This is a genomic window from Achromobacter pestifer (assembly GCF_013267355.1).
Lineage (GTDB): Bacteria > Pseudomonadota > Gammaproteobacteria > Burkholderiales > Burkholderiaceae_B > Achromobacter > Achromobacter pestifer_A.
In genome coordinates this window covers 2462672-2482244 of record NZ_CP053985.1, presented here as the reverse complement: position 1 = coordinate 2482244, position 19573 = coordinate 2462672, and the positions used below count along the sequence as shown (strand labels likewise).

19 protein-coding genes and 2 tRNA genes are annotated in these 19573 nt (G+C 65.7%); 3 read left to right on the top strand and 18 right to left on the bottom strand.

All coding sequences use genetic code 11. From position 1 onward, the window contains the following. Positions 1-39: 39 nt before the first annotated feature. The 4 genes from FOC84_RS12030 to FOC84_RS12015 all read right to left on the bottom strand — a co-directional run bounded on the left by FOC84_RS12030 (position 40) and on the right by FOC84_RS12015 (position 5818). Positions 40-1647 (bottom strand): ABC transporter substrate-binding protein, encoded by a 1608-nt coding sequence (locus FOC84_RS12030; RefSeq protein ID WP_173144613.1) that lies wholly within the window; start codon positions 1645-1647, stop codon positions 40-42. Between the two features lie 357 nt (positions 1648-2004). Further along, positions 2005-3393: a GTPase/DUF3482 domain-containing protein gene (locus FOC84_RS12025; protein ID WP_173144612.1), complete on the bottom strand. Its 1389-nt coding sequence runs from the start codon at positions 3391-3393 to the stop codon at positions 2005-2007. Further along, positions 3386-4840: a DUF2868 domain-containing protein gene (locus FOC84_RS12020; RefSeq protein ID WP_173150097.1), complete on the bottom strand. Its 1455-nt coding sequence runs from the start codon at positions 4838-4840 to the stop codon at positions 3386-3388. Before FOC84_RS12020 ends, FOC84_RS12025 begins: the two co-directional genes overlap by 8 nt. A gap of 87 nt (positions 4841-4927) precedes the next feature. After that, positions 4928-5818, bottom strand: a complete 891-nt coding sequence (locus tag FOC84_RS12015; RefSeq protein ID WP_173144611.1) for a helix-turn-helix domain-containing protein — start codon at positions 5816-5818, stop codon at positions 4928-4930. A 165-nt stretch (positions 5819-5983) separates the two neighbouring features. Here FOC84_RS12015 and FOC84_RS12010 point away from each other — a divergent pair, with 165 nt between their 5' ends. Continuing rightward, the gene (locus FOC84_RS12010; protein ID WP_173144610.1) at positions 5984-6877 is read left to right on the top strand and encodes a DMT family transporter; all 894 of its coding nucleotides are present in this window, start codon (positions 5984-5986) and stop codon (positions 6875-6877) included. A gap of 48 nt (positions 6878-6925) precedes the next feature. On the opposite strand, the gene FOC84_RS12005 is transcribed toward FOC84_RS12010, so the two are convergent. From FOC84_RS12005 to petA, 12 genes are all read right to left on the bottom strand, one after another. After that, on the bottom strand, positions 6926-8122 hold the full coding sequence (locus FOC84_RS12005) for an aminotransferase class V-fold PLP-dependent enzyme (RefSeq protein ID WP_173144609.1): 1197 nt from the start codon (positions 8120-8122) through the stop codon (positions 6926-6928). Between the two features lie 17 nt (positions 8123-8139). Then, complete coding sequence (locus FOC84_RS12000; RefSeq protein WP_173144608.1) at positions 8140-8613, bottom strand: RidA family protein; 474 nt, start codon at positions 8611-8613, stop codon at positions 8140-8142. A gap of 96 nt (positions 8614-8709) precedes the next feature. After that, entirely contained in the window at positions 8710-9558 is an 849-nt protein-coding gene (locus tag FOC84_RS11995; RefSeq protein WP_254241962.1) for a LysR substrate-binding domain-containing protein, read from the bottom strand. A 200-nt stretch (positions 9559-9758) separates the two neighbouring features. Next, positions 9759-9834 (bottom strand) — tRNA-Asn (locus FOC84_RS11990). Positions 9835-9988: 154 nt separating this feature from the next. Next, on the bottom strand, positions 9989-10195 hold the full coding sequence (locus FOC84_RS11985) for a sulfatase (protein ID WP_173144606.1): 207 nt from the start codon (positions 10193-10195) through the stop codon (positions 9989-9991). A 1-nt stretch (position 10196) separates the two neighbouring features. Further along, entirely contained in the window at positions 10197-10955 is a 759-nt protein-coding gene (locus FOC84_RS11980; protein WP_173144605.1) for a GAF domain-containing protein, read from the bottom strand. 220 nt (positions 10956-11175) lie between these two features. Continuing rightward, positions 11176-11251 (bottom strand) — tRNA-Thr (locus tag FOC84_RS11975). A gap of 67 nt (positions 11252-11318) precedes the next feature. Further along, complete coding sequence (locus FOC84_RS11970; RefSeq protein ID WP_173144604.1) at positions 11319-11768, bottom strand: ClpXP protease specificity-enhancing factor; 450 nt, start codon at positions 11766-11768, stop codon at positions 11319-11321. A gap of 12 nt (positions 11769-11780) precedes the next feature. Next, the gene (locus FOC84_RS11965) at positions 11781-12392 is read right to left on the bottom strand and encodes a glutathione S-transferase N-terminal domain-containing protein (protein ID WP_173144603.1); all 612 of its coding nucleotides are present in this window, start codon (positions 12390-12392) and stop codon (positions 11781-11783) included. A 152-nt stretch (positions 12393-12544) separates the two neighbouring features. Continuing rightward, positions 12545-13396, bottom strand: a complete 852-nt coding sequence (locus tag FOC84_RS11960) for a cytochrome c1 (protein WP_013390929.1) — start codon at positions 13394-13396, stop codon at positions 12545-12547. Between the two features lie 23 nt (positions 13397-13419). After that, the gene (locus FOC84_RS11955; protein WP_062684339.1) at positions 13420-14808 is read right to left on the bottom strand and encodes a cytochrome b; all 1389 of its coding nucleotides are present in this window, start codon (positions 14806-14808) and stop codon (positions 13420-13422) included. 74 nt (positions 14809-14882) lie between these two features. Next, positions 14883-15524 carry a ubiquinol-cytochrome c reductase iron-sulfur subunit gene (gene petA, locus FOC84_RS11950; protein WP_088143693.1) on the bottom strand — a complete coding sequence of 214 codons (642 nt, stop codon included), beginning with the start codon at positions 15522-15524 and terminating at the stop codon, positions 14883-14885. A gap of 140 nt (positions 15525-15664) precedes the next feature. Here petA and mscL point away from each other — a divergent pair, with 140 nt between their 5' ends. Next, positions 15665-16111, top strand: coding sequence for a large conductance mechanosensitive channel protein MscL (gene mscL, locus FOC84_RS11945; RefSeq protein ID WP_088143694.1), 447 nt, complete (start codon positions 15665-15667; stop codon positions 16109-16111). Positions 16112-16231: 120 nt separating this feature from the next. Here the strand turns inward: mscL and FOC84_RS11940 are convergent, their stop codons facing one another. Then, the gene (locus tag FOC84_RS11940; RefSeq protein ID WP_173144602.1) at positions 16232-16993 is read right to left on the bottom strand and encodes an aldolase; all 762 of its coding nucleotides are present in this window, start codon (positions 16991-16993) and stop codon (positions 16232-16234) included. Between the two features lie 145 nt (positions 16994-17138). Between FOC84_RS11940 and FOC84_RS11935 the strand changes: the two genes are divergently transcribed. Further along, entirely contained in the window at positions 17139-18167 is a 1029-nt protein-coding gene (locus FOC84_RS11935) for an AraC family transcriptional regulator (protein ID WP_173144601.1), read from the top strand. 33 nt (positions 18168-18200) lie between these two features. Here the strand turns inward: FOC84_RS11935 and FOC84_RS11930 are convergent, their stop codons facing one another. Continuing rightward, positions 18201-19532, bottom strand: coding sequence for an MFS transporter (locus FOC84_RS11930; RefSeq protein WP_173144600.1), 1332 nt, complete (start codon positions 19530-19532; stop codon positions 18201-18203). Between the last annotated feature and the right edge of the window lie 41 nt (positions 19533-19573).

The following is a 19573-nucleotide window of genomic DNA, read 5'->3' as shown; positions in this document are numbered from 1 at the left end:
CGGGCGGCATGCGCCGCCCGGGGCTCGCGTCGCTGCCGTTTACGGCAGGACGACGTCGCGCAGGTCGAGCACGTCGTCGGCGCGCTGGATGACCTTGATGTTGTCCTTCACGCCCCAGGACATGGGCTGCTGGTGCAGCGGCAGGTAGCCATAGTCGGTGCGCACGATCTCGAAGGCTTCCTTGATCATGGCGTTGCGCTTGGCCTGGTCGGTTTCCACGCCGATCTTGTCGGTGAGTTCGTCGACCTTCTTGTTGCAGTAGCCGCCCAGGTTGAACTGGCCCGCCGCGGTCTTGGCGTTGCGGCACGAGGTCAGGTTCAACAGCGTGTTGTGTGCATCGGTGGAGCTGGGCGTCCAGCCCAGCATGTACATGCTGGTCTGGTTGCCGGCCTGCAGCAGGATCTTGCCGAAGTACTTCGACTTGGTCTGCGCCAGCAGGTTGATCTTGATGCCCACGCGCGCCAGCATGCCGGCCACGGCCTGGCAGACCTTTTCGTCGTTGACGTAACGGTCGTTCGGGCAGTCCATGGTGACCGTGAAGCCCTTGGGATAGCCGGCCTCGGCCAGCAGCTTCTTGGCGCGTTCGGGATCCGGCTTGTACGGCGCGCCGAAGGAATCGTCATAGCCGTTGATGGCGGTGGCGATGAGCGAGCCCAGCGGCTTGGCCGCGCCGCGCATGATCTTCTCGTTGATGGCCTTGGTGTCCACGGCCAGCACCACGGCTTCGCGCACCTTGGGATCCTTGAAGGGGTTCTTGCCCTTCACGTCCGAGAACAGCAGCTCGTCGCGGTCCTGGTCCATGCCGATGAAGATGGCGCGCGCTTCGGGTGCGGTCAGCGGCTTGACGCCCTTGGCGTCTTCGATCCGCTTCCAGTCTTGCACGGGCACGGGCTGCACCAGGTCCATTTCGCCGGAGATCAGCGCGGCCACGCGCGTCGCTTCCTGCGTGATCGGCTGGAAGATGACCTCGTCGACATTGGTCTTGATGTTCTTGTTCCAGTAGCCGTCGTAGCGTTTGAGCACGGTCTTCACGTCGGGCTGGCGCGAGGCGAGCATGAAGGGGCCGGTGCCGTTGGCGTTGAGGTTGGCGTAGTTGCCCTGGTTGTCGCCCTTGACGTTGGTGGCTTCGGTGGTCTTGTTCTTTTCCGACCACGACTTGCTCATGATGTACAGGAACACCCATTCGCGCGGCAGGATGGGGTTGGGCGTGGGCGTGGTGACTTCGATGGTGTAGTCATCCACCTTCTTGATGTCGGAGGCCTTGGCGCCGTAGCCCTTCATGTCGGAGCCCGGGGTCAAGCTGCGCTTCCAGGAGAAGATGACGTCGTCCGCCGTGAACGGCGAGCCGTCGTGGAACTTCACGCCCTTGCGCAGCTTGAATACCCATTTCGTGGGTTCGGGGTTCTCCCAGCTTTCCGCCAGCAGCGGCGTCAGTTTCAGATTGCCGTCGTAGCCGGCCAGTGTTTCGTAGATGTTGCCCTGGAAGCCCAGCGTGAACGTTTCGTTCAGGGCCATCGGATCCATGGACGTCGCATCGCCTTGGTAGGACCAGTGAAAGGTCTTGGCGGCCGCGCCGGCGCTGAATGCCAGCGATGCAGCGATGGCAGCCGCGAGCGCAGCTTGCTTCAGGTGGGGAAAAGTACGCATAGCCCTCATGCTCCGTGTGGTGCGCGGATAGCGCGACAGAAGTGACAGGGCCCCGGCCCCATGGGGGATCCGGGGCATGGCGTTGCTGCTTACGACGAAAGACGGATTGGGGTCTGGCGGGACGCAGCGCGTGCTGCGCGCGCGCCGAAGATGGCGCTGCGGGAAATCACTGCGTAGGACTTCGACTTCACGATAGACCCAACCCCTTGTGATTATCATGACGGGGACGGACCCGCGCCTATGCAGAACGAATCTTATAGATCCATTCGTTTAAGCGTCAATCGGTTTGGATTGGGGTTAGTACTTGCTTGCCGACGGCGTGGAATGGTGCGTGCGGCAAGGCTGGCGGCTCTGCGTTCAGGCGCCGGGCGGCGGCGCGTCGGCAAGGGTTTTCGCCAATTCGCGCAGCACGCGCTTGCGGCGGTCGCTGTCTTCGTAGTGCTCGCCCAGGGCCGACCATTCGGGCCGGCTGCGGGCCTCTTGCAGCGCTTCGGGCAAGGGCCCTTTGCGCCAGGCCTCGTCCTCCGGATGGTCTAGTCTCAATGGTTCGCGCGCGGCGTGGCCGCGGCGCTCCAGAGCTTCTATCAATTGACGCTGGCGCAGGGCCAGAAGGCGCAGCACGGCGTCGTCGACGCTGATCTCGCGCCAGCCGCGCAGTTTGCCCGCGACGCGCTTGCCCAGCTTTTCCACGCCTTGCCACAGGCCGCCGGCGGCGGCGCCGATCAGCATGCCGGTGCCCAGGCTCAAACCCGCGCTGAACAGATCCACCGCGGCGCCGGCCATGGCGCCGGCGGCGGCGCCCATGCCCATCTGCACGCCCATGTCCTTCAACGCCTGAGGATGGAACAGGTCCATGCCCCAGCGCTCGCCTTGCAAGGGCAGCGCATCATCGGCGAAGTCCGCCGCGCGGAAGTTGTAGAGCGCCAGCAGGGCGTTCACGCAGGTCTGCTCGCGATGGCGCACCTGGTCGCGCAGCTTGCCCGAGGTGGCGGCGAGCGCCGTTTCGTCGCTGGCGCTGGAGACATGCAAGGCGGCCACGTCGATCAGCAGGTCAGCCAGCAGCTCGTAAGCCGAGCCGTGGCGCGCGCGGCGCTGCTCGGCCAGGTTGGCGGACAGCCGGGCCAGCGCGGGGGCGTGCCGGTCCAGCAGCACGCCGAGCTTGGCGTAGAGCTGCTGTTCGCCATCCAGCGGCGGCGCGACGGTATCGAACTCAACGACCGCGTGCAGGCCCAGCCGCGCCATGGCGGCGCGCCATTCGTCAGCGCGATGCGCGGGTGCGTTGACGAAGTTCAGCACCGGCAGCAGGGGCCGGCCGCAAGCGGCCAGGATGGCGAGTTCGTCGCGGTGCTTGCCCAGCACCGGGTCGCGCGCGTCGATGACGTACAGCGCGGCGTCGCAGTCCAGCATCTTGGCCAGCACGCGGGCCTCCTGCTCGTAGCGGCCATGCGCTTCGGGCGTGTCGAGGAAGCGGCGGATGCGCGCCGGTCCGTCCAGGCGTTCTTGCGGGCTGTCGAGTTTTTCCAGGTACTCCAGCAGCGAGATGCTGTCTTCCATGCCCGGCGTGTCGAACCATTCCAGCACGGCCCGCCCTTCCAGCCGCAGGCGCGCGCCTTCCACGTGGCGGGTGGTGCCGGGGCTGTCGGCGACTTCGCCGAAGGTGGTGTCGCGCGTCAGCGTGCGCAGCAGCGAAGTCTTGCCGGTGTTGGTATGGCCGACCAGCGCGATCTTGATGAGGTCTTCAGCCATGGCCGGACTCCAGCCACGCGTACGGGACGATGGGCGCTTGCAACACGGCGTCGGCGGGCAGGCCCAGCGCCAGCAGGCGTTCGCGCCATAGCGAGGCGCGGGGGGTGGCGGTATCGGCGCCGGTGCCGGTGCTGGCGTGGGGCGTGACCAGCCAGACGCGCGTCTGTTCCGCGTGCGCGGCCAGTTCGGCGATCAGCGACAGCGTGCCCCGGTCGGGTGTCTGGCGCGCATCGCAGGCGATCAGCATGCGCGTGGCGGCCTTGCTGGCCAGCGCGTCCAGCACGCGGTTGCGTTCTTCGCGGGTATCCAGATTGCCGGCCTGCTGGATGCCCGCAGGCATGTCCGCGGGCGGCCAGGCCAGGTCCGGCGGCAGTTCCAGTCCCAGCAGCACCGGCTGGCCGCCCAGGCCCGCCAGCGAGGGGGCGCCGACACGCGGTTCGTGCAGCGGATCCACGGGACGATCGATGCCGGTGGACAAGGCCGGCGGCTCCAGGCGGTCGCGCAGGGTGGAGAAGCCGGGCAGCGAGGGATCGATGCGCAGGCCGCGCAAGGCGCGCAGCGAGCCCGCCACGCACAGCGCGCCGGCCAGCAGCCGGGGCAGGACGCCGTAGACGACCAGCACGCCGATCAGCCAGAGCGACCACTGCACCTGCGCCTCGGCGGGCAGGGCCTGGGCGCCGTCGCTGGCGCGGATCATGGCCGCGTCGGGCATCGGAAAGCCCAGTTGGGCCGGCAGCCAGCCGATGGCCTGTGTCAGCCGCACGAAGGTGTCGGGCGCCAGCAAGGTGGTGGCCCAGATGAAGCGGTAGCTGGCGGTGGACAGAACGGCCAGCAGGACCGCCAGCGCGGCGCACAGGGCCGTCAGCCACAGCAGGTGGCTGATGCTGCCGAAGAGCCAGCGCAGGGCGCCCGCGCGGGCCAGCAGGTTCAGGAAGGCCTGGGGCACGAGCGCGCTGTCTGGGCCGCGCGCCAGCTTGCGCGTGGCCCAGAGCCAGAGGCGTCCCAGTCCCGTGACGGAGGACGCCCGCAGCAGGAAGCTGGCCAGCCACAGCAGGAAGGTGAGCGCATGCAGGCCCAGCAAGGCGCCCAGCGCCCACAGCACGTTGACCGGCCGCGATCCGTCGCCGAGCGCGCCCAGGGCGGCGGCCGCGCCGGATATTGCGGCCACGAGGAATAGCGCGGCCAGGATGGCGAGAGCGCTGCGGCGCCAGGTGTCGATCAGGGGAGCGAGGTTCTCGCGTTGCGCCAGCAGCGCGGCGCGGGCCAGGATGCGCGACGGCAGGTCGATGTCCTGCTGGCGCACGCGGCGCACGGCATCCGTGTCTTCCAGGGGGCCCCAATGCGCTTCGCGCAGGCGGATCAGCTCCGCCAGCCAGTGCGCGCGCACGGGGCCGGTGCTGACGGGTTCAGCCGCAGAGGCGGAGTCGCGAGAGGTCGGAGACGGCATCGCGTCGGGCAGGGGCACGGTCAGGCCCTAGGGGCGGTGCGCCATTGTAGACCGGGCGGGTCGGGAAACGGGGCCGCAGCGCCCTGCTCAGTGCTGGGCGCGGGCGCTGCGATACTGCCCGGGCGTGACGCCGACGGCGTCGCGGAAGACTCGAGCCAGATGGCTGGCGTTGCCGAAGCCGCTGGCCTGGGCGATGCCGGCCAGATCGCCCTTGCCGGCCGCGAGCAGCGTGCGCGCGTGCGCCAGCCGCCGCGCCCGTACCCAGGCGTGCGGCGGTTCGCCGAAAGAGGTGTGGAACATGCGGGCAAAGTGATAGGTGGACAGCGCCGCCACCCCCGCCAGCTGGTCCAGCGTAAGCGGTTCGGCCAGATGCGCGTCCACGTAGTCGATGATGCGCCGGCGCACGGCGGGCGCCAGGCCGCCGCGCAGGGGCGCCGCGGGCTTGCGCGCCACGCCCTGGTTCAGCAGATGGTGCAGCACGGTCTCGGCCGCAGTGCTGGCCGCTAGCCGGTCGGCGGGCTGGCTCCAGTCGGTGTCCAGCAGTTGCCGGCATACGTCGATCAGCGATTCGTCGTGGATGTAGGTGCGGTCGCGCAGTTCCAGCGTGCGGGGCTCGCAGTCCAGCCGCATGACGGCTTCGCGGGCCAGGCGTTCCGGCGCGATGTACAGGTGCAGGAAATGCACGGCGTCGTTCATGCTCCAGCGCGAGTAGTGTTCCGACGGCAGCACGCAGAACTTGCCGGCGCCGCCGTGCAGCGTGTCCCGGCCCACGCGGAACGACTTGTCGCCGCCGTGCAGGTAGAGCGACAGCGTGTGGTGGCCGGGGTTGTCGTAGGCCAGGGTCTCGCAGGCGCTGCGCGACCATTGCGAGATGGCTATGCCCTCGCCCAGCGCGGCGGCGCGCGCCAGCGTCGCGGTGGAACTGGACAGGGTGCGGAAGACGGAGAAATCGGCCGGGGCCGAAGCGACGGTAGCCATATGAGTGGAATGCTACTGCGATCTCGCGCGCGACGCGCTCGCGCGAGGAAGAAAACCGCAAGAACCGGCAATCGTCGCAGACCGGAACCGCGCACACTGGGCTCCCTGGCGGTTTTCTGGACCGCCGTCCCGTGTCCCTGTTTCAGCCCTGTCGCGCATCGCATCGTGAATCTCTTTTTGTATTTCCTCACTGTCGTTATCTGGGGCACCACCTGGATCGCCATCAAGCTGCAGCTGGGCGTGGTGGCGATCCCCGTCTCCATCTTCTACCGGTTCGCGCTGGCCGGCCTGATCCTGTTCGCGGCCCTGGCGCTGACCCGCAAGCTGCAGAAAATGGACCGGCGTGGCCATTGGCTGTGCGTGGGTCAGGGCCTGTGTCTCTTCTGCCTGAACTTTCTGTGCTTCTACACGGCGACTCAGTGGATCCCCAGCGGCCTGGTGTCGGTGGTGTTCTCGGCGGCGACGCTGTGGAATGCGCTGAACGCCCGCCTGTGGTTCGGCACCCGCGTCGCGCCGCGCGTGATGATGGCGGGCGCGCTGGGTTTTTCCGGCTTGGTGCTGCTGTTCTGGCCAGAACTGGCGGGGCAGGAGGCCAGCCATGAAACCCTGCTGGGCCTGGGCTTCGCCCTGCTGGGCACGTTCTGCTTTTCGACCGGGAATATGCTGTCGTCGCTACAGCAGCGCGCCGGCATCCGGCCCTTGACCGGCAACGCCTACAGCATGCTCTATGGCGCAGCCATCCTGCTGGCGGGCTGTCTGGCGGCGGGCCTGCCGTTCGAATTCGATGCCTCGGCCTCGTACGTGGGCGCCCTGCTCTACCTGGCCATTCCCGGATCCGTGGTTGGCTTCACCGCCTATCTGACGCTGGTGGGGCGCATGGGGCCGGCGCGCGCCGCCTACTGCACGGTGCTGTTCCCGGTGGTGGCCCTGAGCGTGTCCACCTTTGCCGAAGGCTATCAATGGACGGCGCCGGCCCTGTTGGGCCTGGCGCTGGTGATGCTGGGCAACTTGCTGGTCTTCACGAAGTGGACGCCGTTCGCGCGGCGCGCGGCGGCTTGAGGGCGGCCAGGGGGCGGTTCACACAAAAAGGATGCTTGCGCAGGCCAGCTATCGGGCCAGGGCGCGCAGCCCTTCGAGCAGGCGGTCGATTTCCGCGTCGCTGGTCAGATAGCTGACCGAGGCCCGCGCAATCTGCGTCAGGCCGCGCGCCTGCATGTCCAGCGGGGTATAGGGCACGCCATTACTGCCGATGGTGATGCCCTGCGCCACCATGGCGCGTTGCACGGATACGGCGTCCTGGCCGGCCAGGTTGAAGGACACCAGACCCGAGCGTTCGCGGCCCTGGTCCAGCACCGTGATGCCGGGGATGGCCGCGAGCTCAGCCCGCAGGGCTTGGGCCAAGGCGTCGATGCGCGCGCGGATGGCCGGCAGGCCGATGTCCAGGGCTTCCTGCAAGGCGTTGGCCAGGCCGCAGCGCAGCGCCAGCGAGGCCTCGGCCGATTCCAGGCGGGCGGCGTCCTGACGCAGCATGGGCTCGCCGTCCACGCCCAGGGGCGCGGAATGGGTGTCGACGAAGGCGGGCGTGAGCTGGTCCAGGAAGCCGCGCCGCACATACAGCAGGCCGGTGCCGCGCGGACCGCGCAAGGCCTTGCGTCCAGCCCCGCTCAACACGTCGCAGCCGATCTGCGCCACGTCCACCGGCAACTGGCCGATGGCCTGCGCCGCATCCACGAAATACGGGATGCCGTGGCGGCGCGCCACGCTGCCGACGGCGGCGGCGGGATTGATCAGGCCGCCATTGGCTGGCAGCCAGGTCAGCGCAATCAGGCGCACCCGTTCGTCCAGCATGGCCTCCAGCGCCTGCGCATCGACGCAGCCGCTATCGTCCGAAGGAATGGTCTCCAGGGTGGCGCCGGCACGCTGCGCCCTGAGCCGCATGGTGGCCAGATTGCCGCCCCATTCGTGGCGGCCCACCAGGATGCGGTCGCCGGCGCGCCATGGTTCCAGCGCCGCGAAAGCCGCGCCCCAGCCGGGGGAATTGCCGCCAGTCAGCGCGATTTCCCCAACGTCTGCGTTGAGCAGCCGTGCCGCAAGCACGCGCGCCTGCTCGGTCAGCTCGCGCGAAGCCACGCCGGCTTCCATCGGGCCTTGCGTGGCCTCGCGTTGCAGATGCGCGTGGATGGCTTGCAGCGTGGAGGCCGAGGGCAGCGATGAGCCGGCATGATTGAAGTGGACGGTGGTTTGCGCGCCGGGAGTCTGGGCGCGCAGCGCTTCCACGGCGCTCGGGGTCAAGGAGGCGGACATGGCTGCTCCGGCAGGGATCAGGCTTGCGTGAGCGCGATGACGGCTTCGATCTCCACCGCCACGCCCTGCGGCAGGGACGCCACGCCGACGGCGCTGCGCGCATGGCGGCCGGCGTCGCCGAAGACCTCGACCATCAGGTCCGAGGCGCCGTTGGCGATGGCGCTCTGGCGGTTGAATTCCGGGGTGCTGGCCACGAACACGCCCAGTCGCACCACGCGGGCCACGCGGTCCAGCTTGTCGCCGGTGGCGGCGGCGATCTGCGACAGCAGGCCCAGCGCCGACAGGCGCGCCGCTTCCACCCCATCGGCGTCCGAAACCTGGTCGCCCAGGCGGCCCAGATAGGCGGCCTTGCCGTCCTTGCGGGAAATCTGGCCGGAGATGTACAGCAGATTGCCTTCCTGCACGAAGGGCACGTAGTTGGCGGCGGGCGCGGCCGCGGCTTCGAGGGTCAGGCCAAGTTCGGCCACGCGGCCGGAGATCGAGCGGGTCATGAGGGACTCCAGATTTGGAAAAGAAGGTCAAGCCTCATGCTATCGGCCGCTGCCGGCCCTGACCAATCAATTTTCGCGCAGTACACATGAGTAAAACTAATGTGTGTCGTCTTGGGTCTGGGCTTCGTGCAGCAGCCAATCATGGAAGCGTTGCGCGGCCGCGCCGAGCGTGCCGCGCGGCGTCACGAACCACCAGCCGATACGGGGAGCCTCCAGCGCGGCGTCTGGCAAGGCTTCGACCAGCGCGCCGCTGGCGAGCTGGGCGCCGATCAGGCGGTGGCGGCCCATCGCCATGCCCTGCCCGGCCAACGCAGCCTCCACCACGATGTTGTAGTCGTGCAGGCGCACGGGCTGCACGCCGCCCAGGTCCACGCCATGATGCCGCGCCCAGGCATCCCACTCGAAGGGATGGCGGGCATGCGAGGCCAGCAATGGGAATCGCAGCAGATCCTGCGGTGTGCGTGGGCGTTTCCTGCCCGCGATCAGCGCGGGCGCGCAGACGACCGACAGCCGCTCCGCCATGATCAGCCGCGCCCGCACGCCGGGCCAGACGCCGCGTCCGTAGCGGATGGCGACGTCGACCTCGCCGCCCGCAACGTCCGCCAAGCCGATGTCGGGCTGCAATTGGAGATCGATGTCGGGATGCGCCGCGGCAAACGCCGCCAGGCGCGGCGCCAGCCAGCGCGTGGCGAACGAGGCCAGCAGCCCCACACGCAGTGTCTGCCGCGCTGTTTCGGGCGCACGGATCTCATCGGTGCCTAGGCGCAGCAGCTCGAAGGCCGCGTGTACGCGGTCGTAATAGGCCTGGCCCGCCGCAGTCAGCGCCACGGCGCGGGTGCGCCGCTCGAACAGCGCCAGGCCCAGTTCGGCTTCCAGGCGCTGGATATGGTGGCTGATGGCGCTCTGCGTCACGAAGAGCTCCTGCGCCGCCAGGGAAAAGCTCATGCGCCGCGCGGCCGCTTCAAAAGCGCGCAGGGAAACCAGGGCAGGCAGGGATCGCGCGGAACGCATGGAGACAGGCGAAGTCGTGATGAGGGAATGCGCATCATCGTACGCCGCGCGCGGCCCGGCAAACAGGCCGTGTGCGCCGCGTCCAAATGCAAAAGGCCCGCAACAAGTTGCGGGCCCTTCAGTACTGCATTCTTTGGCTCCCCGAGCTGGGCTCGAACCAGCGACCTGCGGATTAACAGTCCGTCGCTCTACCGACTGAGCTATCGGGGAACAGGTAGAGGGGGCGAATTATGCACAAAAAAACGGAAGAATGCAAAACGGGGTGGGCGTGGCAGTTCCGCGTGCTGGATATCTGCCTGTCATGCCAGGACGCGCGTGTGCGTACACCGGCTGCTTGCTGTACTGAATTGCTATCCAAGCAGGGTCAGGCAGGCGCCATTCTTTGCAGTGCAGACGGCGGGCCGGCTTCCTCGATGGCTCCTTGCCGGATACCCGTGCTTCCACTGGTAATGGCGCGCAATCCGTAGTCCGTAAGCGTCAGCTCCCGGACCTCCATTACCGCGCCGGGCTTTGAAATGAGCCGGGATCCCTTGAAAAAGGTTTCGGGCAACTTTCTGGGAGCAGTGTTCATATCAATACCTTTTCGTGACAAAGTCGCTGATGGCCTTGGCGCCGGCGCCTACGATTTCCGCGACGTCGTTGCGTTCGAAAAGTGCACGATCGCTCGAGTCCAGGTAGATCACGCCTATGGGATGCTGGCCTGAACGGTCCAGGACGGGCACGGCCATAGCCGAATAGCGCCCAGGTCCGAGCCGGCGGGCCTGGGCCGCGGTACAGCCCCATTCACGCACCAGCTCCGAACGGAGTTGATCTTCCGTTCTGTGCTGGCTGGACATCACCAGCGGTGCCTTGCTCCGGACAGCCCTACCCGCGATGCCAATGTGCACGGGAAACGTTCGTCCTGCGCCCTCGCCGCCGGAGCCCGCGTAGTTGATGATCTGCTCGATTTCTTGCGGTTCATGGATGGGAGGAACGACCCGGTGGAAGGTGGTGCGTAGGTCGGTTCCACACTTGCGCTTGTCGCACCATTCGGCAAGCATGGTGTGCATCGTGGAGACCGCTGCATCGAGACCTTCGTGGACGGTGTCCGGTCCATCCATGTCGTCTTCGGCGCGTGCAGCAGCCACGCGAACCAGCGCAGCCAGAATCAGCCAGACGCTCGTGGCGGCCGTCAGGCCGAACATCCAGGGTTCAAAGAGCGGTTCGCGCCAGCTCTTCACAGCGGCGGTTCCGGCGACGAGGAGAGGCGGGCCGTTGAACAGGACTTCTCTAGGCCACCTCTTTTGCCAGAGGCGCTTTTGCCGCACTCCGGGGAGATGATTTGTCTGCATGGGGAACCGCGCCTCCTGAGGCCAGAACTTGGCGCGATTGTAGGCAGCGAGTTCGCGGAAAGGCCGGTTTTCGGGATACGGGACCGCGTAAATAGGACAAAGCGCAATGGGCTGGCTCGGCCCCAGGCTTTCCGTTCCTGAAGCAGGCAATAAAAAACCCGCGCCGTCATAGTCGGAGCGGGTTTTCAGACCGTCCGTGGACGGATCTGCATTTGGAATCTGGTGCCGGTGAAAGGAATCGAACCCTCGACCTTCTCATTACAAGTGAGCTGCTCTACCAACTGAGCTACACCGGCGCTGCGTGCCGGGGCACGCGCAGGGTCTGCATTGTAATGAAAAAAATGCAGACCTTGCGTGGGCGCCTTATTTGACGATGGTCAGGCGCGGACGCTTGGGTTCGTCGTCGTCTCCGCCGTCGTCGCCGGGGGCGGCGTCAGCGTCGGAGCCTTCGGGCGCGGCGGTGACCGTCGCGCTCTGGGCGCCCGCTTCCGGCGGCTCGTAGGGCTGCACTTCGAAGCCCATGCCGGCGCCGGTTTCGCGCGCGTAGATGGCACTGACGGCGCCTACCGGAACGTAGACGTTTTCGGTCACGCCGCTGAAGCGGGCCTGGAATTCGATGAATTCGTTGCCCAGCGTCAGGCGGTTGGTGGCCAGCGTGCCCACGTTCAGCGTGATCTGGCCATCGCGCACATGGGCGACGGGCACCATGGTGTGCTCGTCGACCTGCACGGTGATGTAGGGCGTGTAGCCGTTATCGGTGCACCATTCGTGCAGCGCGCGGATCAGGTACGGTTTGGTCGAAGTTTCACCCATCACGCAACAGCCTTAGCGACGCATCACTTTTTCCGAAGGCGTCAGCGCTTCGATGTAGGCCGGACGCGAGAAGATGCGTTCGGCGTACTTTTGCAGCGGAGCCGCATTCTTGGGCAGTTCGATGCCGTAGTGGTCCAGGCGCCACAGCAGCGGAGCCACGGCCACGTCGAGCATGGAGAATTCCTCGCCCAGCATGTACTTGTTCTTCAGCAGCATGGGGGCCAACTGGGCCAGGCGGTCGCGGATGTTCTGGCGGGCGTTGGCCAGCTTCTTCTCGTCGGGCTTGGCGCTGCGGTCTTCCAGCGTCGAGACGTGAACGAACAGTTCCTTCTCGAAGTTGTAGAGGAACAGGCGGGGGCGGGCGCGCATGACCGGGTCGGCGGGCATCAGCTGCGGGTGCGGGAAGCGCTCGTCGATGTACTCGTTGATGATGTTCGACTCGTACAGGACCAGGTCGCGTTCGACCAGAATGGGCACTTGACCGTACGGGTTCATCACCGAGATGTCTTCGGGCTTGTTGTACAGGTCGATGTCGCGGATCTCGAAATCCATGCCTTTTTCGAACAACACGAAGCGGCAGCGTTGCGAAAACGGACACGTGGTTCCGGAATAGAGCACCATCATGGCGGTAAGTCCTTTATTGAAAAACGAAAGGCCAGCGCCTTAATCTAGCAGGCGCTGGCCCCAATTGCCAGGCGGGATAGGCGTACAGCCCTATCCGCCGATTCCGTCCCTATTTTTAATAAGGGACGGATAAACCTGGCGGGGCGTTGCGGTTAGCGCACGTGTTTCCAGTACGAGGCATTGAGGCGCCAGGTAACCAGGAAGAACAGCAGCAGGAACAACATGACACCGACGCCGAGACGGACGCGGAATGTCTGGACGGGCTCGGCCATCCAGGACATGAACGCGGTCAGGTCGGCGACGTCGTTGTCGTATGTTGCGACTTGGGCCGGGTTGGCGGCCTTGAATTTGGCATCGAAGGTGGCATGGCCGTGGTAGTTGGCTACCGGTTCGGCCTTGACCGTGGAAAAACCCTGTGCATCGTACACCGTGGTGACGCGTTCCCAGGTTTTGGGGGCGTCGCCCTTGCTTTCGACCTCGTGCATGGCGACGGTCGTGAGCTCGCGCGGACCCTGCACTTCCCAGAGGGCGTGGGGCATGCCCACGGCCGGGAAGACCAGGTTGTTCCAGCCCGTTGCGCGCGACGTGTCGCGGTAGAAGGTGCGCAGGTAGGTGTAGATGTAGTCGGCGCCCGAGGGGCCGGCGTTCACGGATTTGGCGCGCGCGATCACGGACAAGTCCGGGGGCGTCGTGCCAAACCACTGCTTGGCGTCCTTCGGGGTCATGGCGACATTCATCATGTCGCCGACCTTTTCGCCGGTGAACAGCAGGCTTTCCTTGATCTGCTGGTCGGTCAGCCCGATGTCCTTGAGCTTGTTGTAGCGCATCGAGGATGCGCTATGGCAGTTCAGACAGTAGTTGACGAACAGCTTGGCTCCGTTCTGCAGCGACGACATGTCGTTGACGCGGTACGGGGCCTTGTCCAGGGGATAGCCGCCTCCGGCGGCAAGGGTAACGGTACACGTGAGCATCAAGGCCACGGCACCAATCAGCTTCTTGATCATGGTTAATCCGTTATCTGGTGGGCTCAGTGGGCGTGGAACGTGACGCGCTCGGGCACTTTCTTGAAGGTGCCCAGGCGGCTCCATACCGGCATCAGGAAGAAGAATGCCAGGTACAGCAGCGTGCCGATTTGCGACGTGATGTTCAACGGCGGACTGGGCGGCTGCGTACCGATGTAGCCGAGCACCAGGAAGTTGACCATGAAGATGCCGTAGATCCATTTGTGCCAGGTGGGGCGGTAGCGGATCGACTTGACCGGCGAATGGTCCAGCCACGGCAGGAAGAACAGGATGACGACCGTGCCGCCCATGGCGACCACGCCCCAGAACTTGGCGTCGATCGCGCGCAGCAGCACGGCCACGACGATCAGGATGCCGGGGACGGCGATGCGCATGAAGCCCTTCAGGTTGCTCTTGACGAGCAGCGCGATGGCGCCCAGCACGGACGCGCCCGCCAGCACCCAGGTGAACTCGTCGGTGGTGGCGCGCAGCATCGAGTAGAACGGCGTGAAGTACCAGACCGGGGCGATGTGCGGAGGCGTCTTCAGCGAGTCAGCAGGGATGAAGTTGTTGAACTCGAGGAAGTAGCCGCCCATTTCCGGCGCGAAGAACACGATGAACGCGAACACCAGCAGGAAGCCAGCCACGCCCATCAGGTCATGCACGGAGTAGAACGGGTGGAACGGGATACCGTCCTTCGGGCGGCCGTACTTGTCCTTCGGGCCTTGCTTGATCTCGATGCCGTCCGGGTTGTTCGAGCCGACTTCGTGCAGCGCCACCAGGTGGGCCGCGACCAGGCCGACCAGCACCAGCGGGATGGCGATGACGTGGAAGGCGAAGAAGCGGTTCAGCGTGGCGTCCGACACGACGTAGTCGCCGCGGATCCAGATGGACAGCTCAGGGCCGATGAAGGGAATGGCCGCGAACAGGTTCACGATCACCTGCGCGCCCCAGTAGGACATCTGGCCCCAGGGCAGCAGGTAGCCGAAGAAGGCTTCCGCCATCAGACAGAGGAAGATCGCGACGCCGAAGATCCACACCAGTTCGCGCGGCTTGCGGTAGGAACCGTAGAGCAGCCCGCGCAGCATGTGCAGGTACACGACGACGAAGAACATCGACGCGCCGGTGGAGTGCATGTAGCGCACCAGCCAGCCCCATGGGACTTCGCGCATGATGTATTCGACGGACTGGAACGCGCGTTCGGCGTCCGGCTTGTAGTGCATGACCAGGAAGATGCCGGTCACGATCTGCAGCACCAGCACCAATAGGGCCAGTGAGCCAAAGAAGTACCAGAAGTTGAAGTTCTTCGGTGCGTAGTACTCGGACAGATGGGCTTTCCAGGTGGAGGTCACCGGGAAGCGCCGGTCCAGCCAGCCCAACAGGCCTGTCGTCTCGACGGTTTTCTCGCCAGCCATGTAACGGCTCCTTCTCTCACGTGGCGTAATGCGGATTTACTTACGTAATTCGGGAAAAAAGCGCGACGCGCGCGTCAGGCCTTGTTGTCTTCATCGACGCCCACGATGATGCGGGTGTCGCTGAGATATTGGTACGGCGGGACTTCGAGGTTGTCGGGCGCGGGTTTGTTCTTGTAGACACGGCCGGCCAGATCGAAGGTGGAGCCGTGGCAAGGACAGAGGAAGCCGCCCTGCCAGTCGGCGCCCAGGCCGCCACCGCCGCCCGTCTCGAAGTGCGAGGTGGGCGAGCAGCCAAGGTGGGTACAGATGCCGACGCAGACGAAGAGCTCGGGCTTGCGCGAGCGGCCTTCGTTTTCGGCGTATTTGGGCGTGAAGCCAGGGCGCTTGGAATCAGGATCGGCCAGCAGGGCGTCCTGGGTCTTGAGACCGGCAAGCTGTTCAGGAGACCGGTGGATGATCCAGACCGGTTTTCCGCGCCATTCAACCGTCTTCATGGTGCCGACGGGAATATCGCCGACGTCCACTTCAACGGGAGCTCCGGCCGCGCGGGCTTTTTCGGAGGGAGAAAACGTGCTCACAAGCGGCACTGCCGTTGCGACACCTGCTACGCCACCCACAGCACAGGCGGTGGTAACCCAGAAACGTCGCGAAGGATCGGGTGGCAGGTTGGGATCAACCGCACCGTCATCGTCGTGCACCAGCGTATCCTGACTCATCTTCCTATCCTTGTTGATGCGCCCGCTCTACGAGTAGCATCACTTCTGCGGCATCGGGTTCGCGGGAATATGTAACAACATAGCAACCGCGTATTATAGCGCCAGCCCACTCACGGGCGTATCACGAAGGGAGTGCTTTTATGAGCAAAGCGACGGGTTTCGTCAAAGAATTTCGAGATTTCGCTGTTAAAGGCAACGCAGTGGACCTGGCGGTCGGTGTCATCATCGGCGCGGCGTTCGGCAAGATCGTCGATTCGCTGGTCAGGGACATCGTCATGCCGCTGGTCAACTTCATACTCGGCGGCTCGGTCGATTTTTCGAACAAGTTCCTGGTCCTGTCGATGCCGGCCGGCTACAACGGTCCGATGACTTTCGCGGAACTGACGAAGGCGGGCGCCAACGTATTTGCGTGGGGCAACTTCGTCACCATCATCATCAACTTCGTGTTGCTGGCGTTTGTGATCTTCTGGATGGTCAAGGCCATCTACAAGGCCCGCACCAAGGCCGAGGAAGCGCCGGCACCCGCCGCGACGCCGGAAGACGTGGCGCTGCTGCGCGAAATCCGCGATCTGCTCAAGAAGCCCTGATCCGACGCTGCCGCAGGCCCGGGATTCGCGCAAGCGCGGATCGGGGCCGCGGCTGGCGGACGTTCCCGCCGGCGCATGCCGGCCTGCGCTGAACGATCCGCCGCTGTTCTCCCCCTTGTTCTATTCCGCGGCCATTTGCCGCTGCACGCGGCGCGCAAACATGGCGAAGCTTGCACGCACGATGCTGGGCTTCAACAGGAAGTCGTGCGATTCGGCGGCCAGCGCATCATTCACCGGTTTCACTTCGCCGTACGCGGCCGCCGCCTGCAGCTGATTGCGGGCCGCGCGTTCGATCAGCACCGACAGGTACAGCGCTTCCTCGATGCACGAGCCCGCCGCCAGAAAACCGTGGTTGGCCAGCAGGATGCTGCGCTTGTCGCCCAGCGCCGCCGAGATGATTTCGCCTTCCTGGTCGGCGATGGGCAGGCCGGGCCATTCCTTCAGATGGGCACAGTCGTTGTGGAACGGCGTCGCGTCCATGTGCGCGACGACCAGCGGCTGCCCCGTCATGGACAGCGTCGAGACATGGGGCGGGTGCGTGTGGATGATGCACTGCACATCGGGACGCTGGCGGTAGACCCAGAAATGGAAGCGCACGGCCGGGTTGGGCGTGCCCGGGCCGTCGAGCACCTCCATGTCTTCGTTGATGCGGATGACCGAGGCCGGGACGATCTCGTCGAATGCCTGGGCCAAGGGCGTCGTCAGGAATGTGCCGTCGTCCTGGCGCACCGTGATCTGGCCCGCCAAAGTCTCCGAATGGCCTTCGCTGGCGAGAATGCGGCAGCTCAGCGCCACCTTTTCCTCTTCGCTCCAGTTCCCGAAGTCGAGCTTGTTCGCGGAGCGCGCAAAGAAGGCGTCGGCATGGGCTTGTTTTTCCAGCATGGGGTCTCCTTGGGGATAATGGCTCCATTACACGCCCGCCTCTGCCGCCTGCGATTGACCGATCACGAACGCGGGTTGACTCAATGCGACAGGAAGGCAGGCGCTTTTCGGCCAGTGTTGGCCGGCCCGATAGAGTGTTCCGAGCATGCCACGCGCCAGCCAGACAGTGAATCCATCCGCCCGGCCCGCCTGTTCCGAGGCGGATCTCAACTTCGCGCCCCAGTTCCGCCCGTTCTACGCCCAGGAGATCGCCGGCTACGAGCGCGAGCTGGACAAGCTGGTGCTGCCGGGTGAGTTCCGGGCGTTGACTGAACAGCCCAGGCTGCAACTACAGGCCTGTAGGTTGCGCGCGGGCGGGTTGGTGGTGAGCCTGGAGTCCACGCCGATCAGCGTGCATCACCGCGCGGAGCATGCGGCGGATCTGGAGCATGCGGAGTTCCTGGCGAGCTTCGTGATCGCCGGGCACGGCGTCATCGTGCAGAACGAGGCCACGCTGCCGCTGGAGCCGGGCGACATCATCTTCCGCACGACCGCGCTGCCGTCCGAGATCCGCATGTACACCGATTCGCGCATCGTGGTGGTCAAGGGGCCGCTGTCGCGCCTGCTGGGCGCGCACAGCCTGGCGATGTCGCAGTTCACCGCGCAGCGCGGCGTGGCCGCCCTGCCCATGGTGCAGACCGCCCATCGCTGTCTGCATCATGTGTTCTTCGACAAGGCGGAATCGAATCCCACGTCCTCGCTGTTTGCCGAGCAGGCGTTGCTGGCGCTGCTGGCTTCGATCTATACCAGCCAGGCGCTGGAGAAGATACCGGGCGATGCGCGCGCGCCCGCCGACAACTGGCAGGTGCTGGCCAGCTACATCGATGCCCACATCACCGATCCAGAACTGTCGGTGCAGGCGGTGGCTGACGTGCTGCGCGTCACCACGCGCTGGGTGCACCGGCTGTTCAAGATGCGCTCGCTGCAATACACCAGCTATGTGCGCGAACGCCGTTTGCAGCTGGCCAGGGAAGCGCTGGAGGATCCACGGCGCGCGCACGTCGAGGTCAAGGAGATCGCCGCGTCTTGTGGCTTTCAGCACGCCAGCCACTTCATCCGCCGTTTCCACGAACGCTTTGGCATGTCGCCGGCCCTGTACCGCAAGACCGCCAGAAGCGGCAACGGCGGCGCGTAGCGCCGCGCCGCCTGCATGTGCCGCTCTTGCGCGTCAGCCGCGGCGCAGGTCCTGCGGCGTGGGCTTCATGAGAAACGCCGAGGCGCCGGCGACGATGCCGAGGAAGGCCAGATAGATGCCAACGGGAAGAATGCTGTCGAACTTCTGCACCAGCGTGGCCGAGATCAGCGGCGCGAGCCCGCCGCCTATCGCCGCCGAGAACTGGACTCCGATCGACAGCCCGGAGTAGCGCAGCTCCGGCGGGAACTGCGCGCTGTAGAGGCTGGATTGGGGCGCGATCATGATGGCGTAGTTGAAGGCCATGGCGACGAAGACGGCAAGGCTGTATGCCATCAGAGAACCGCTGCCCACCGCGAGAAAGATCGGGACGGCCATGAGCGCCAGGAACATGCCGCCCCAGCCACAGACGCGACGCGCGCCGATGCGGTCGGCCAGCACGCCGAACAGCGGAATGGTGAATATCAACAGGCCGGCCCCGTAGAGCAAGGCATGCAGCGCGTCGGCGCGGCTGAAACCCAGCTTGGACACGGCATAGGACACCGAGAACACCAGGAAGGTGTAGATCAAAGTGACCTCGGCGATCTTGCAGCCTATGCACAGCAGCAGCGATTTGCCGTGTTTGCGTAGCAGTTCCCCCAGGGGCATCTGGTCTTGCAGGGGCTGCCTGGCCCGCGCCTTCTCGCGCTTGACCTCTTCGAACTCCGGCGACTCGTCGATGCCGTGGCGGATGAACAGGCCGACCACGATGAGCACGGCGCTGGCGAGGAACGGCAGGCGCCAGCCCCAGGACAGGAAGTCCTCTTCCGGCAGCCGCGTCACCAGCGCGAAGGAACCCACCGACAGCAGGATGCCCAGGGGCGCGCCCACCAGCGGCAGGCTGCCGAAGAAGGCCTTCCATTTCGGCGGCGCGTGTTCGACCGCCATCAGCATGGCGCCGCCCATCTCGCCGCCGAACGACAGCCCCTGGCCGATGCGCAGCACCACCAGCAGCACGGCCGCCGAGATACCGATCTGTTCATAGGTCGGCAGCAGCCCGATGAGCACGGTGCATATGCCCATCAGCAGCAGGCTGAGCGTCAGCATGGATTTACGGCCGACGCGGTCGCCGAAATGGCCGAAGAGAATGCCGCCAATGGGCCGCGCCAGCATGCCGCTGGCGAAGGCGCCGAAGGCTGCCAGCGTGCCGGTCACCGGATCGAACTGCGGGAAGAAGATCTTGTTGAACACCAGCGCCGCCGCGGTGCCGTAGGCAAGGAAGTCGAAGGCTTCCACCGCGGTACCGATGACCGTCGCGACGGCGACGCGGAACAGGTTCGGTTTCTTGTGTGATTGGGCAATAGGCTGCGCGGCCTGGATGGCGTCCATGTCGTTCCCTCTTGTCTTGTAATAGTGGTTTTTGTCGTTGT